Origin of the sequence: Pseudomonas sp. DSV-1, from assembly GCF_035830915.1 — a bacterium.
GTDB lineage: Bacteria > Pseudomonadota > Gammaproteobacteria > Pseudomonadales > Pseudomonadaceae > Aquipseudomonas.
On sequence record NZ_JAYMYG010000001.1, the window covers coordinates 4,707,137 to 4,722,018 of the forward strand.

Below are 14,882 nucleotides of genomic sequence, written 5' to 3' on the forward strand. Positions count from 1 at the left end.
TTTGGAATGCAGGCAGGCGGCGGGCGCCTGAACAAATAATGTGCCCCTCGCCAGGCGAGAAACAGCTAAAGAGCGGGATTATAGCGTAAAGACACCGCAAATGACCCAGCGCGATTTGCCACGCCCAGCCGCGCCAGGTCTGCTCGTAAAAGACACGGCACTCCAGACATATGTAAGCCCACCCCCACCCGCCGTTGGGATTTCCTGTGATCACACCGTCGCGTGCGACCCGCACGCTTCACTCAACAGGAAATCAGCATGCCCACCCATCTGGAACACTTCAAAGGCTGCGAAGCCGAATGGACAAAATTTTCTGACACTTTCCCGGATCTCGCTCTGTCGCTGGACCACCGACTACGGGTGTTTTTCCCACAACTGCCCGTAGAGGCCTGCACCGACTACCTCTACTTCAATTACGAGCGGGCAGCCGAGCCGTGCCAGTCGCCCGTTATCGTCAGCCAAACCCTGAGCATGCTGATCGAGCAGTGCCACCTCACCGGGCAGGTGCCGACCTTTGTGCAAAATACAGCCCGCGTTTACAACCATGCCTACACCCTGGCCGAGCAAGATCTGGTCGCAGAGATTACCGTGCCACAACTCGAAAAATACCTCGAGTTCACCACCCACAGCCTTGAGCTGTGTGTGAGGGATGCTCACCGTGACTACTGGCAAACACCCCATGAGGACCTCGACTCCCTCACCCCGAAAAGCTGGCTGTCACGCTTTACCCAGAACCTGATCCTGTCTGAAGCAACCCTGCGCCATGGGGACAGAACCCTCAGCCCGCAAGCCATGAACGCTATCGATCAGGTGTTCCCCCTGTCTGCACAGCCATCAACGCCAAGCGCCTACGGGTTTTACACGCTGACCTTGCATGGCCGGCCCCCTCAGCCCGCCTCGCTGCTGCACGGCGTGTTGGTGATCACCACCAAAGATTTGCCGCGGGCTTCTGCCGACCCTCTGGACACGCGCATCGTGCAAGACCAAACCCCGCGCACAGTGGTGCTCTACACCCCCAACACCGGGCTCGAAGCCTTCACCTCACTGGCAGCGCTGACCCAAGAGTTGAGCGCGCGACTCAAGGACGGGCGTCAGCGGGAGGCGTTACTCGATTGCGTGCTGGCAGAAGAACGTATCGGCGCACAGGCCTTTGAGCAGGTGAACTACAGCCCGGTGCCGGAGCAGCAAGTAAAGACGTTTTACAGCGAGCAACTGATCGAAAAACAGAAGCGCGACATGCGCCATGCCTGGGCATCCATGCGCACTGATCAGCCAGGCGCCACGCTTGAGCAACTGGTCGAGATGGTCGATCAGTCCCTGAATTCAAGCCTGCCCATCAAGCCCGCGAGCCTGTTGCGTGCCCGCTATACCCGGCTGCTGGAGATTCAGCTGCCCGAGTGGCTCAAAACAGCGTCCGAGGCCAACAAGACAAAATGGCGCCTGGCGGTTGAGCGCCTCAACCATGAACGCGCGGCTTCAGAGGCTCCCGACACCGAGCCCCTGGCAGAAATCGGGCAAATCAACACCCTGCTTGGTTACGCCAGAGCCCGGCTCAAGCAACAGATCAAAGCCGATCACGGCATTGATATAGACCCCGACACCGTCTTCATCTCGACTACCGAAGCGCTGCAAACCGGCGCGGTGATTAACCCGATCACCGGCTCCGGATTTGCCGCTGGCGCCAGCGTGGACCGAACCGGACCTACGATCACCTATAAGACCACCCGACGCAGCCTGAGTGAGTTGGCGCTGTCCAATGTGGGCATATGGGATGTGACATTTGCCCTGACGGCTCAGGTCAAGGATGCCCACGGCACCCCCCACCCCATTCTCACCAGCAGCTACCTCAAGACCCTGGTACGCCAGCTCGATATTGGCCAGAGCTACAAGGCCAGGCTCAACCATCTGCTGGTCAATTCCGCTCAGGCACGCTGGCGCAAGGAACATTACGTTGCCCTGCGCGCCGCACAGCTGAACCTGGACCTGTTGGAAGCCAGCATGGCGGGCACCCTGGGTGCCGAGCAGGCGGCATGGGTTCAGGCGGCACTGGATTACCCCGTTGAAAGCAGCCGCCCGCTGGTCAACGGCGCGCAGATCAAAGCCCACCTGTTGATGCTGCGCTACAAGCCACTGCCGGGCGCGCTGGTGTTAACCTCCACCGGTTCGACCAACCTCGTGTGCTACTTGCCAGGCGCCCCTGACCAGCGCTGGTTTGCCACTGTGCCTTCGCGCAATGAGCTGGGTCGAGTCCTGTCCCGTGCACATTTACGCACCTACGTCATGCGCCGCGTGACCACCGCGCAAAAACCGTACATCAAGCCACTGATCGAAGCGGGACTCAGCCAGAGCAACGTTCAACTGCAACCGATCAGCCATCACCTGCTGGAGGCGTCCTACGACACCGAAGCCTTGCATGCCATTCACGAGGCCGACGATCAATCGACTTCCACTTGGGAAAGCAACCTCAATACCGCCAGGGAAACGGCCTTGACCGTGATTGATGTGGTGTCCTTCGTGCTGCCGACCAAGGTGCTGCTGCCCATTGCATTGGCACGGTTCATCTACCAGATTTATCAGGGCGTCGATGCCTTGCAACGCGATGAAGGGCACGAAGCCCTGTTGCACTTCATGGAGTCCATCACCCACCTGACTGACGGCGCCTCGGACTTTGCCGGCTCTGCGGTGTTTGGCAGATCCATCCGCCAACGTGCCAGACAGCCCGCACCAACGCTGAGTCCCGGCGCGGCGAGCCGTCACGCAGCAGCGGGGCTCACGCTGCGCAGAGGTGACGAATACGGTTCTGGAATCTATGAGTTCAGCACAACGGGCGCAGGCTCAACTCACCATTACCTCAAAGACCGGCAGGGCAGACTTTACCCCTGCCGGTACGACACCCTGGATGAGCGCTGGCGCGTAATGGATGAGCGCAAACCGGATGCGCGCAGCCGCCTCCCGGTTCGCGAGGTATCGGCTGGCATATGGGATGTGGACCCGACCACGCCGTTGCTCAAAACCGGGATTGAGCGCGTCATCGAAAGCGCCCGTATCAGCAGCGTCAATCTCGACAGCCTCACCCCTGACGCCCAGGGCGTCTACCGCGTCAGCCACAACCGGTATATCCAGCAAGACGGCGTGGTGTTTGAGGTGTACAGCGGCTGGCTCGGCCGTCACTGGTATTTGCAACTGCCCGCAGGCTCAAGCAGTGGCGTCAGCGGCAGTTACAAGCTGCGCCGTACGGCCGGTTATTGGGAAATCAAACACCGCCTGGCCGACAACACCAAACGCTGGAGCCCCTTGCTGGGTGATGGCGCTCATCTACCGGAAGCCGTGCCTGACGTTATCCACAGCCCCTATGATTTGCCATCGGAGTACAAAGGCAGGGTTCAGGATCTGGTCAGGAACCATAAAGGTTTACTGGATGCCAACTGGATTTCACCCAATACAGAGATCACCCGCACCAGCCAGTTTTTTTCGAATTTCAGGCTGCGATTACTGGCTGACGCACGGGCTTTCCTGGCCACAAAGCCCGCAAAACCCCGCGTCACTCGCCCCATCGTTCCAGCGGCCACAAGCCCGCAGGACTTGTTCAAACACCTTTATGAATACACCGACGGCGTCGTAATCGGCGAAGTCCATTCCAATCAGTCAGGCAAAAAACTGCTCACCACCCAAATGAGCAAGCTCGCTGAGCTTGATGTGAAAGTGCTTTACCTGGAACACCTGCAAACTGATTTTCATCAGACCTTTCTCGACGATTTCTTTAAAACCGGAAAAATGCCGATTGTCCTGGATGAGTTCCTCAAAGCCCAGGACGCGGGTCACGGGATCAATCCCGCAAGCCCCCACACGTACAGCAAGCTGGTGCGCGAGGCCAGGCGACATGGCATCGAAGTCATCGCCACTGATTGCGCGGCCAGTTACAACCACAGGGGCCTGCACCCTGAAGCCAGTGGCATGGCCGGCAGTCCTGCCGAGCTTATTCGCTATGAAATGTTCAGCTACTTTGCGTCACAGGTAATCCGCGCACATCAGGTCAAAACCGGTACCAGAAAATGGATTGCCCTCACCGGCAATACCCACGCCAACACCTATCAGGGTGTGCCCGGCCTGGCGGAGCTTGAGGGCGCGATTGGCGTGCGGATTTCAGACACGTTCCCCGGCTCCAGCCGTGGGGTTCGCCTGAACATAGGCGAAGTCGTGCCTACAGATCACACACACCGCGACTTCACCTTTTTGAAGAACGATTACTGGCTGCAAATGGATATTGCCGGCACCAAACCGCAAATACCCGCGCTGTCCCCGGCCCAGAACAATGAACGGCTCATCGCACCCGGCATGTTCAGGTTTGAAAGCGCCACGCCGGACGGCGCACACCTGATCCATCGAGCGAGCAACCACGAAATGGTGCACACCCCGGTGCAGACAGATCCTGGCGGCCAGTTTTATATCGAGCGGCCCAACTGGATACCCGTCCACCAGAAACGCTACGACCGCCTGCAAGATCTGATACATGACTTGCAGGACATGAACATGACGCAGATGCAGTAACCCGTCACCTGCGCACGAGGGCGCCCTATATCGCCCTCGTTGCCCGGTTTTACTGGATATCCCGCCCTCAGCCGCTAAACTGCGCGCCCTCTGCTAGCCTCATCCCGTTGCCCTGGACGGGTCGCGTCACACGGAACCCCGATTTGCCCATGAAATATTTCGTACCTGCTCACGTTGCCCTGTTACTGCCTGGCCTCTGCCTGACACCCATCCTCAGCGCAGCTCCCCTTGAACTGGACCCCAGCGTCATCACCGGCTCGCGCAGCACCAGCCCGAGTTTCGACCTGCCGTACTCGGTCGACAGCATTAACCAGGAGCAAATCAAGGATGGCCAGCTAGGCATCAATGCCTCCGAGGTGCTGTCCCGCGTGCCAGGGCTGGTGGTGCAAAACCGTCAGAACTACGCCCAGGATCTGCAGATCTCGTCCCGTGGCTTTGGCGCCCGCTCGGCGTTTGGTGTACGTGGCATCAAGCTGATTGCCGATGGCATTCCAGCCAGCACCCCGGACGGCCAGGGGCAGGCGGCGACCTTCAACCTCGACACCGCCGAGCGCATTGAAGTACTGCGCGGCCCGGCAGCCACCCTGTACGGCAGTAACGCCGGTGGCGTGATCCAGATGTTCTCCCGCGACGGCGAAGGTCCGCCGCGCATTGGCGCTGAAACCCTGATCGGCAGCGACGGCATGAACAAGAACCACCTCACCGCCGAGGGCGCCACGGATGACGTGGGCTTTGTGCTTGACGCCTCGCGCATGGACACCGACGGCTACCGCGACCACAGTGCCGCTCGCCGCGACCAGACGTTTGCCAAGCTCAACCTCAAGCCCGATGAAGACAGCAAGCTGGCGCTGATCTACAGCAGCCTTGAGCAGAACGGCACGCAAGACCCGCTGGGCCAAAGCTGGGCCGCCTACAAGGCCGACCCGCGCTCGGTAACGCCAAACGCCCTGACCTACAACACCCGTAAAAGCATCGACCATCAACAATTGGGGATGAACTACGAGCGCTATATCGGCGACGCGACCCTGCAGGTCAATGCCTATACCGGCACCCGGAGTGTGATTCAGTATCTGGCGATCCCCAAAACTATCGGGAATCCTCCAACGCCTAACCCAAGCAATTATCAGGGCGGCGGTGTTGTGCAATTCGACCGCAAGTTCTACGGCGGCAGCCTGCGCTGGCTGCAACCGGTGGATGGCGTGCCGGGTGACCTGACCCTGATTGGCGGCCTGGATTTCGACCAGAGCCAGGACAGTCGCCACGGCTACAACAACTTCATCGGTGATCAACTGGGCGTCAAAGGCGCACTGGTGCGCGATGAAGTGGACACCGCCCGCAGCCTCGACCCGTATGTGCAGGCCAACTGGGCGCTGGACAACTGGACCGTGCAGGCCGGCTTGCGCTACAGCACCATGGAAATGGACGTCGATGATCAATTTTTGAGCAACGGCGACGACAGCGGCACCAAACGCTATGAAAAAGCCACGCCGTCGATGAGCGTGATGTACGCCTTCACTCCTGAGCTGCATGGCTATGTCAGCGCGGGCAAGGGCTTTGAAACGCCGACACAGGCCGAATTGGCGTACTCGCCCAGTGGTCGAGGCTTTAACTTCGGCCTCAAGCCCTCCGAAAGCACTCAATACGAGATGGGCCTGAAAGCCCAGCTAAACAACACACGGATCAACGCGGCGGTGTTCCAGATCACCACCGAAGATGAACTGGTGGTTGCAAGCAATACAGGCGGACGGACCACCTACCAAAACGCCGGCCGCACCCTGCGCCGGGGCTTTGAACTGGGCATCGAAAGCCAGCTGGCCGAGCATTGGACCTCAACCCTGGCCTATACCCGTCTGCAAGCGACCTACGACAGTGACTTTGCCAGCACCAAAGGCACGGTCGACAAAGGCAACTACTTGCCCGGTGTTCCACAGACCACGCTGTTTGCCGAAGTGAACTGGAAACCGGTGGATTGGCTCAGCACCGCCGTTGAAGGCATGTACCGCAGCAAGGTGTATGTCGAAGACACCAACACCGCCAAGGCAGCTCCGGCCTACACCGTATTCAACTGGCGGGCGAAGTTTGAGCAGAAGGTGGAACACTGGACCTTCCACCAGACGTTGCGCCTGGACAACCTGCTGGACCGTCAGTACGTGGGTTCTGTGATCGTGGCGGACGGTAACAGCCGCTTCTACGAAGCCGCGCCGGGACGGTCGTGGTATGCCGGAGCCGGAGCCCAGTACAGCTTCTGACAGCACGGGCACGCTCCTGTGGGAGCGGGCTTGCTCGCGATGGCATCAACGCGGTCAGCCTGACAGGCCGCAGCGCTTGCATCGCGAGCAAGCCTGCTCCCACAGAGTCTTAGCCAAGGTCTTTGGGCAAGCGCCCGTCAATCAGCTGATACAACGCACTGTCCACCGGCCAGTTGCGCATAAAGCGCGCCCGGTCACGGGCGTACGCGGTGGCGAAACTCCTCAGGCTGGCGTGCTGGCACATCGAGTCCAGATCGATCAATGCCCAACGGCCATCATCCCAGAACACGTTATGCCCCTTGAGGTCACCGTGGCTGATGCGCTCGCGGATCAAATCGGCAAACAGATGATCCAGTGCCTGAAGTTCGGACTCCGGCGCATCCCCCCGCTCAACATAGGGTGCAAAACGCTCGATGATGTCCGGCCCCGGCAAAAACTCTGTCACCAGATACGCCTTGCCCCGCAACCACAGAAAACGGGTTTCCAGCAGTGCCAGCGGCTTGGGCGTGGCAATGCCCAGTAACGCCAGTCGATTGCCCTCGCGCCATGAGTGCCAGGCACGGCTCGGGCGCCAGAAGCGTTTAAGCCAGTGGGCAAAACCCTTGATGTTGTAGCGTTTGACCACCAGGGTGCGGCCCGCCACTTCAACCTTGCCGACACTGGCCGCGCCACCGGTTTTATACAAGTGGCCCTGATCCAGCAAGGCATCGGCGTGAGCCAGAACCGGCAGCATCGCAGGCTCTTCTTCACGGCGAATCGCACGCAGGACAAAGGCGGTGCGCTCAACGCTGAACAACGAGCAGTCGCGACCCACCTTGTTCAAGAAATCATTCAGGCGCCAGGCACGAACCTTCTCGATCTGCTTGAGCAGCGCTTCGAGCGGCAAGGCGTGCTCACCATTGCTGAGCAGGTAGTGCACCAGCAACTCTTCGATAAATGGCTCAAGGCTTTTAGGCAACTGAGCGAAGAACACGCCGAGGTTTTCCAGGACTTTTTGTCGCGACAGCGGCTTGCCGGCTTCTTCGACGCAAATACCCGCGCCATCGATCAAGTACAGTTTGGCGCCCTGACGCAACAGGTTGTCCAGGTGCAGGTCTTCCTGCCAGAGGCCCTTGAGGTGCATCTGGCCAATGGCAGCCAGCGCCTGGGCCAGTACGGCCACTTGCTCATCTGCCAAAACCGGCAGCGACTGCACCGCGCCCCAGGCGTCACCCAGGCTCTGGGCATTTTCCAGAAACTCGAACAGCAACCAGCCGCCCTCGCCTTCCTGCAAACCATCAGCCAGTAACTTCGGCGTGGTCAAACCTTGATCAGCCAGCAGGCGCACACCCGTCAACTCTCGCTGGAAGTTGCGCGCAGCCTTGTTCCCGACCATCAATTTGGCCAGCACCGTACGCCCGCGCCACACCCCGGCGCCTACGTAACGCTGCCCGGGCAATACCCGCAACAAGCTCAGCAGTTGCAACTGCGCAGGCCCGGCCGCGTCGGCCAGTTCGATACTCAGCGGCAAGCCCGGCGCACGACCCGCCTTTTGCAGTTCGGACAAACGCATCAGCGCGCTCCCTTGTGGCTGCGACGCACGTTCAGTCGCGCCAGCCAGGCATCCACCAGACCACTGTCGACAGGCTGATCCAGATAGGCAGCGAGCAACACCCGCACCTCGGCATCGCTCCAGGCATGGGCCCGACGCAGCAACGGCTCGATGTCCTTGACCCGGTCACGCTGGCCCAGCAACAAGGGCCGGGTTTTCTCCAGATCGATCAATTGGGCGCGATAACCCAAGCCGTCAGCCTGCAAGAAAATGTGCTTGGGATAAAAGCAGCCATGAACCTGACGCGCAGCGTGCAGGCGACGCGCCAACAGGCCGCATTCACGCAAAATTGCCTGCTGCTGCTCAGGGGTCAGTTGCGGCCATTGTTCAAGCAACGAATCGAGGTCATTCCAGCCATCCAGCGCACGGGTCATAAGCACCGCGCGATGTTCGCCAGGCACTTTCCGCTCGCCAAAAAACACCGCTTCCAGCGCCGGAATACCCATTTGCTGATAACGCTGAATATTACGAAATTCGCGGGCGAAGCTCGGCTCGCCCAATGGCCGGTGCAGGGTACGGGTCAGGTAGTTGCTTTGACGCTTGAGGTAAAAGCCCTGGCCTTCGAGGTCCATGCGAAACACGCTGCTCCAGCCACCACCGCTGGTGTTGGGCTCGTCCACGGCTTCCAGTTGCACAGCCCACAGCGCATCGAAGTCGGCCAGTCCGTTGCGCTCAAGCAAAGCCCGATCCGCATCCGCTAAAAAATCAGTCATTCCCGGCCCTCAAAAAAACGCACGATATGACGAACACGCTCCTTGTCCGCCGCATTGAGCGTAGTGCGCCCGGTGTATTGGAAATAGAAACGCAAACGCTGGGTGTAGGACAAATGGTACTTGGCCACTTTGTCGAGGCACGCCAGGTCTTTGGTGATGCGGTACTTGAGCCAGAAACCGCGCCAGAAGTCACCGTTCGGGCAGTCGATCAAAAACAGCTTGGGCTGATCGTCGACCAGCAGGTTTCGCCACTTCAGATCGTTATGGGTAAAGCGATGGTTGTGCATGATCCGGGTGCATTTCGCCAACTGGCGGCTGACGCAGTCGACCCAGGCACGGTCCTTGAGCAACGGATCATGGTGGTCCGCCAGTTCGGACAAATCGCGGGTATTGGGCAGCTCACGGGTGATCATGGCACCACGGGAGTAGGCAAAGCCACTGCGCTCAAGGCCCCATGCCACGACTTCGGCGGTGGGAATGCCCCACTTGTCGAAACGCTTGAGGTTCTGCCATTCGGATTTGACCCGAGGGCGGCCCAGATAGCGGCGCAAGCCCTTGCCCGCACCGGTATAGCGCTTGACGTAATAATTGACGCCATCGCGCTGCACACGGATCACTTCCGAAAGAGGATCGCGGGTCAGGTGCTCGCCCTGGAGGGCAAATACCGCTTCCAGACTGCCAAAATCAGAAGCGAGTGCACTGTAAGCGGGTTCAAGATTCCAACCCGCCATTACAGTGCATCCCCATAACGTAGTTTGCGTTCATAAAGCTTGCTCGCCTTGCCTTCCAGCCACGCCAGCAGGCGGGCTTCTTCGCGCAGGATCTGACGCAGCGGCATCTGGAAGTAACCCCGCAGGAAGCGCAGCTTGTCCCGTTGGGTCAGGCCGATGTCCAGTGCCGAAAAGTACAGCGCGGCCAGGTCCTTGTTGCGCCAGCGTTTGCTGATGACCGGTCGAACCTGGGCACGGTGCAGGTCAATGACCGACAGGCGGAAATCCTTGGCCGTGACCGGTTTGTCGGTGTGCAACAAAAAGTGGCAGATGTAGCAGTCGCGATGGTTAACCCCGGCGCGGTGCATCATGCCGGTCATGCGCGCCACTTCGGCGATCAGCCCATGCTTGAGGGCTGGCTGTGGCGGCTGCTTGATCCAGTTGAGGCTGAAGTCTTCGAGGCTGACCGTAGGTGCCAGCTCTTCGGTGATGATGAACGAGTGCTGCTCCGCCGGGTTACTGCCCTTTTCGCCATACGCGACGGCGGTCATGGTGGGTACGCCGACTTCGTGAAGACGCTTGATTGCCCGCCATTCCTGGCCCGCGCCCAACACTGGCAGCTTGGCCGTGAGCAGGTTTTTGAACACCTCACCCCAGCCAATGCCACGGTGGATTTTCACAAAATAACCGCGGCCCCCGACTTCAGTACGCAAGGTACGTCGGCCATCCAGCTCGCGGTAAACCTCGCCCTCCAGGCGCTCGACTTCGGTGAACGCATCGCGTCCTGCCCACAAGCTCTTGAACGGTTCGGCAAGAATCAGTTTCATCAGTGTTGCTCCGCCAGAATCACATCCGCAGCGTGCTGCGGCATGCTGTAGAGGTCGGCCGTCTGCGCGTAGGCCAGGCCGTTTTGGCTCCAGGCCGCGCGCGCAGCATCGTCGGACAACATGCGTGTCAGGTATTCATTGAGTTGCGCCTGCTCGAACGGCTCGTCCAGTACACGGCCGCAATCGGCGTCGCTGATGTAATGGGCGTAGCCACAGACGGCGCTGACCAGCACCGGCAACCCTGCCACCAGAGCTTCAAGCAGCACGGTGCCGGTGTTTTCGTTATAGGCCGGGTGAATCAGCAGGTCTGCGCCCAGCAGGAAGCGCGGGATATCGCTGCGCCCCTTGAGGAACTGCACGTGATCGCCCAGCCCCAGCGTGGCGCTCTGTAATTGAAAGACTTTGGGATCGTCCTGGCCAATGACAAACAGCCTGGTGCGCTTTTTAAGCTCGCCCGGCAACGCCGCCAGGGCTTTAAGGCTGCGATCGACGCCTTTGGTCTTGAACCCGGAACCGATCTGCACCATCAGCAGGTCGTCGTCTGCCAGGTTGAATTCACGCCGGAACCCGGCGCGAATCTCGGCTGCATTGGCGGGCGCGCGACGGTCCAGAGCAATGCCCGGCGGCAACAGGTGGAAGCGCTCGAGCGGCGTGTCGTAATGCTTGATAAACAGCGGCTGCTGGACTTCGGAAATCATCAGGATTTCAGTCTTGGCGTTCTTGTCGAACACTGCCCGCTCGTATTCGGCAAAGTGCTTGTAACGCTTGAAGAAGCGATAGAACGAATGGCGCAGGTTTTGCGCCTTGTCTTCAAAACAGCCGTCGGCCGCGTAGTACACGTCCAGCCCCGGCATTTTATTGAAGCCGACGAGGCGGTCCACCGGGCGTTTGGCCAGGTCGGCCTGCATCCAGGCGAGCATTTTTTCGTTGCGAGTATGGTTGTGGAACGCCTTGACCGGCGCCACCAGCACTTCAAATCCAGGGGGAATGTCACCCTCCCAGATCATGGTGTAGACGCGAATTTGATGGCCGCGTTTCTGGCACTCCAGCGCAATGCGCATGAAATCGCGTTGCAGCCCGCCAAACGGGAAATATTTGTACAGCACAAAAGCCAGTTGCATCAGCGCAGTTCCTCAGCCAGTAACAACGTGCTTAATCGACTCGCGACACGCTCAGGGTTCAAACGGGTGAAGCACAACGGCCACTCGTTTTTCAGATCAAACCGCTGCTGGTCCTGTGCAGTCGGAGTGTAGGTGCATTTTTTCTGCAGGCACGGTGCGCACGGAAAATCGCTGGCCAGGTGGATTTGCACCTTGCCATAGGCACCGGTCAGGCCCGGATTGGTGGGGCCAAACAGGGAGATGGTCGGTACATCCAGCGCCGCCGCCAGATGCCCCAGCCCGGTATCGACCGCGACACAGGCGCTGGCGCTGGCCAGTACCTTGGCAACCCCCGCCAGATTCAGCTTGGGCAGCACCACTGCGTTGCTCAAACCGCTGGCAATGCGCTCGGCACGGGCCTTCTCTGCCGGGTTGCCCCAGGGCAAGCGCACTTCGACACCCATGTGCCCCATGCGCAGGGCCAGGTCACGCCAGTACACTTCGGGCCAGTGCTTGGTGTCCCACGTGGTGCCGTGCAAGAACAATACGTAAGGCTTCTTGCGCGGTAATTCAATCAGGCGCTCAACGTCGAGGCCATAATCACCCAACCCTTTGGGCAGGTCGTAGCCCAGCGCCACGGCAAACAATTGGCGTAAACGCTCGACCGCATGCTGCCCGCGAGCCACCGCCAGACGACGCTGATAAAAGCGGCTGGCCAGCGGTTCACGGGCTGAGTCTTTATCCAGACCGGCCACCGGGGCGTTTACATAGCGGGTCAGCCAGGCACTTTTGACCAGGCCCTGGGCATCGATCACCAGGTCGTATTGCTCGGCGCGCAGGCTTTGCTTGAAGCGACGCCACTCACCGCTCTTGATGGTTTCCCAGATATTTTTGCGCCAACGGCGAATCGCTACCGGAATAACCTTGCCCACTGCCGGGTGCCAGGTCGGAATTTCGGCAAAGCCTTCTTCCACGACCCAGTCAAACGTGATGCCCGGAATCGCCCGCGCCGCATCGGTCAACGCGGGCAAGGCATGGATCACATCCCCAAGGGATGAGGTTTTGACCAACAGAACGCGCACCTAGTTGACCTCGACCGGTGAGCCCTGCAAACGCTGCAAGGCTTCAACCACAGGCTGCGGCATCAGTTCGCGCAGGCAGTTGTAGTGGCCAAAGCGGCAGGTGCGATCAAAACACGGGCTGCACTCGAGCCCCAGGCGCACGATTTCGACCTTGTCGGCCAACGGCGGGGTAAAACCCGGCGATGTGGAGCCGTAGACCGCCACCAGCGGGCGGTTCAACGCAGCAGCCACGTGCATCAGCCCGGAGTCGTTGGATACCACGGCATCGGCGCACGACAGCAAATCAATGGCCTCGGCCAGCGAGGTCTCGCCGCTCAGGTTGACAGACTCTTCACGCAGCCCAGGGATCAACCGCGAGCGGATGTCTTCGCCCACAGCGTGATCGTTTTTGGAGCCGAACAACCACACCTGCCAGCCTTCGCGGATCTTTTGCTCGGCAACTTTGGCGTAGTGCTCGGACGGCCAGCGCTTGGACTCGCCAAACTCGGCACCCGGGCACAGCGCCAGCACCGGGCGGTCCAGTTCCAGGCCAAATTTTGCCAGTGCGCCGGCACGGCTTTGCGGATCGATCTGCAAGGCCGGGCGCGGATAAGGCTTGGGCAGGTCGGCACCCGGCTCATAGGCCAGCGCCATAAAACGCTCGATCATCAACGGGTAGCGTTCTTTGTCGAGTTTGCGCACATCGTTGAGCACGCCATAACGAAACTCGCCACGCCAGCCGGTGCGCTTGGGGATGCCCGCAAAGAACGGCACGAGGGCTGATTTCAGCGAGTTGGGCAGCAAGATTGCCTGATCGTATTGGCCCTTGAGGGACTTGCCGATCTTGCGTCGCTTGGCCAGTTCAAGCGCGCCGTGGCCGAGCGGAAAGCTCAAGGCCTTGCGCACTTGCGGCATGCGCTCAAGGATGGGCCGGCTCCACTCGGGGGCCAGCACATCGATTTCGCACTGCGGGTGGCGCTGCTTGAGGCACTGAAACAGTGTCTGCGCCATCACCATGTCACCGACCCAGCTGGGCCCAACGATCAAAATATTCATAAGTTTCCATAAACAAGCAAGGGAGGCATTCGCCTCCCTGCTGTAGTGCCATATCGCTTTATTTGACCAGTGTACGCCACTCTGGGTGATCCGTTGTCTTGCCGGTCACCAGGTCGAAATAGGCTTTTTGCAGTTTTTCGGTGATCGGGCCACGGCGGCCGATACCGATATGACGCCCGTCGACTTCGCGAATCGGCGTCACTTCAGCGGCAGTGCCGGTGAAGAACGCTTCGTCGGCGATATACACCTCGTCGCGGGTAATGCGTTTTTCAACAAACTTGTAACCCAGCTCGGTGGCCAGGGTCAGGATCGTGCTGCGGGTGATGCCGTTCAGGCAAGCCGTCACGTCCGGGGTGTAAATCACGCCATCCTTGACCAGGAACACGTTCTCGCCCGAGCCTTCGGCCACGAAGCCTTCCGGATCCAGCAACAGCGCTTCGTCGGCACCGCCGGAAATCGCTTCCTGCAGGGCCAGCATCGAGTTGATGTAGTGACCGTTGGCCTTGGCCCGGGTCATGGAAATGTTCACGTGGTGACGGGTAAAGGAGCTGGTGCGCACCTTGATCCCGACTTCCAGCGCTTCGGCACCCATGTAGGCACCCCAGCTCCACGGCGCGATGATCACGTGGACTTTGAGGCCAGTGGCGCGCAGGCCCATGGCTTCGGATCCGTAGAACACCATCGGGCGGATGTAGGCGCTGTCGAGGTTGTTTTCACGCACCGCAATGCGGGTCGCTTCGTTGATTTCGTCTTTGCTGAACGGGATCTTCATGCCCATGATGTGGGCCGAATCGAACAGGCGGTCAGTGTGCGCCTGCAAGCGGAAAATCGCCGCGCCCTGCGGGGTTTCGTAAGCGCGTACACCTTCAAACACGCCCATGCCGTAGTGCAATGTATGGGTCAGCACGTGCGTCGTAGCATCACGCCACGGCACCAGCTTGCCGTCATACCAGATCACACCATCACGATCAGCCATCGACATCATTACGCTCCTCAAAGAATCCAGCACCCGCGCCACGAGGCGTCA

10 protein-coding genes are annotated in these 14,882 nt (G+C 59.9%); 2 read left to right on the plus strand and 8 right to left on the minus strand.

The genetic code is table 11. The features are described 5' to 3' along the window. The first annotated feature begins 258 nt into the window (after positions 1–258). Positions 259–4,548, plus strand: coding sequence for a membrane-targeted effector domain-containing toxin (locus VSQ83_RS21885; RefSeq protein WP_326427510.1), 4,290 nt, complete (start codon positions 259–261; stop codon positions 4,546–4,548). Between the two features lie 149 nt (positions 4,549–4,697). Continuing rightward, complete coding sequence (locus VSQ83_RS21890; RefSeq protein WP_326427511.1) at positions 4,698–6,797, plus strand: TonB-dependent receptor family protein; 2,100 nt, start codon at positions 4,698–4,700, stop codon at positions 6,795–6,797. 109 nt (positions 6,798–6,906) lie between these two features. On the opposite strand, the gene VSQ83_RS21895 is transcribed toward VSQ83_RS21890, so the two are convergent. Genes VSQ83_RS21895 through VSQ83_RS21930 form a run of 8 tightly spaced genes read right to left on the minus strand, consistent with a single transcriptional unit; the run spans position 6,907 to position 14,837 of the window. Further along, positions 6,907–8,349 carry a lipopolysaccharide kinase InaA family protein gene (locus tag VSQ83_RS21895; protein ID WP_326427513.1) on the minus strand — a complete coding sequence of 481 codons (1,443 nt, stop codon included), beginning with the start codon at positions 8,347–8,349 and terminating at the stop codon, positions 6,907–6,909. Further along, a complete protein-coding gene (locus VSQ83_RS21900; protein WP_133076687.1) occupies positions 8,349–9,101 on the minus strand; it encodes a lipopolysaccharide kinase InaA family protein in 753 nt (250 codons plus the stop codon). Before VSQ83_RS21900 ends, VSQ83_RS21895 begins: the two co-directional genes overlap by 1 nt. Further along, positions 9,098–9,832 carry a lipopolysaccharide kinase InaA family protein gene (locus tag VSQ83_RS21905; protein ID WP_019825369.1) on the minus strand — a complete coding sequence of 245 codons (735 nt, stop codon included), beginning with the start codon at positions 9,830–9,832 and terminating at the stop codon, positions 9,098–9,100. Before VSQ83_RS21905 ends, VSQ83_RS21900 begins: the two co-directional genes overlap by 4 nt. Further along, on the minus strand, positions 9,832–10,638 hold the full coding sequence (rfaP, locus tag VSQ83_RS21910; RefSeq protein ID WP_326427514.1) for a lipopolysaccharide core heptose(I) kinase RfaP: 807 nt from the start codon (positions 10,636–10,638) through the stop codon (positions 9,832–9,834). Before rfaP ends, VSQ83_RS21905 begins: the two co-directional genes overlap by 1 nt. After that, a complete protein-coding gene (locus tag VSQ83_RS21915; RefSeq protein WP_219262156.1) occupies positions 10,638–11,759 on the minus strand; it encodes a glycosyltransferase family 4 protein in 1,122 nt (373 codons plus the stop codon). The genes rfaP and VSQ83_RS21915 overlap by 1 nt, the downstream gene beginning before the upstream one ends. Then, positions 11,759–12,820 carry a lipopolysaccharide heptosyltransferase I gene (gene waaC / locus VSQ83_RS21920; protein WP_219262157.1) on the minus strand — a complete coding sequence of 354 codons (1,062 nt, stop codon included), beginning with the start codon at positions 12,818–12,820 and terminating at the stop codon, positions 11,759–11,761. Before waaC ends, VSQ83_RS21915 begins: the two co-directional genes overlap by 1 nt. Beyond that, the gene (waaF, locus tag VSQ83_RS21925) at positions 12,821–13,855 is read right to left on the minus strand and encodes a lipopolysaccharide heptosyltransferase II (protein ID WP_326427515.1); all 1,035 of its coding nucleotides are present in this window, start codon (positions 13,853–13,855) and stop codon (positions 12,821–12,823) included. Positions 13,856–13,913: 58 nt separating this feature from the next. Then, positions 13,914–14,837, minus strand: coding sequence for a branched-chain amino acid transaminase (locus tag VSQ83_RS21930; protein ID WP_019825360.1), 924 nt, complete (start codon positions 14,835–14,837; stop codon positions 13,914–13,916). Positions 14,838–14,882: the final 45 nt, after the last annotated feature.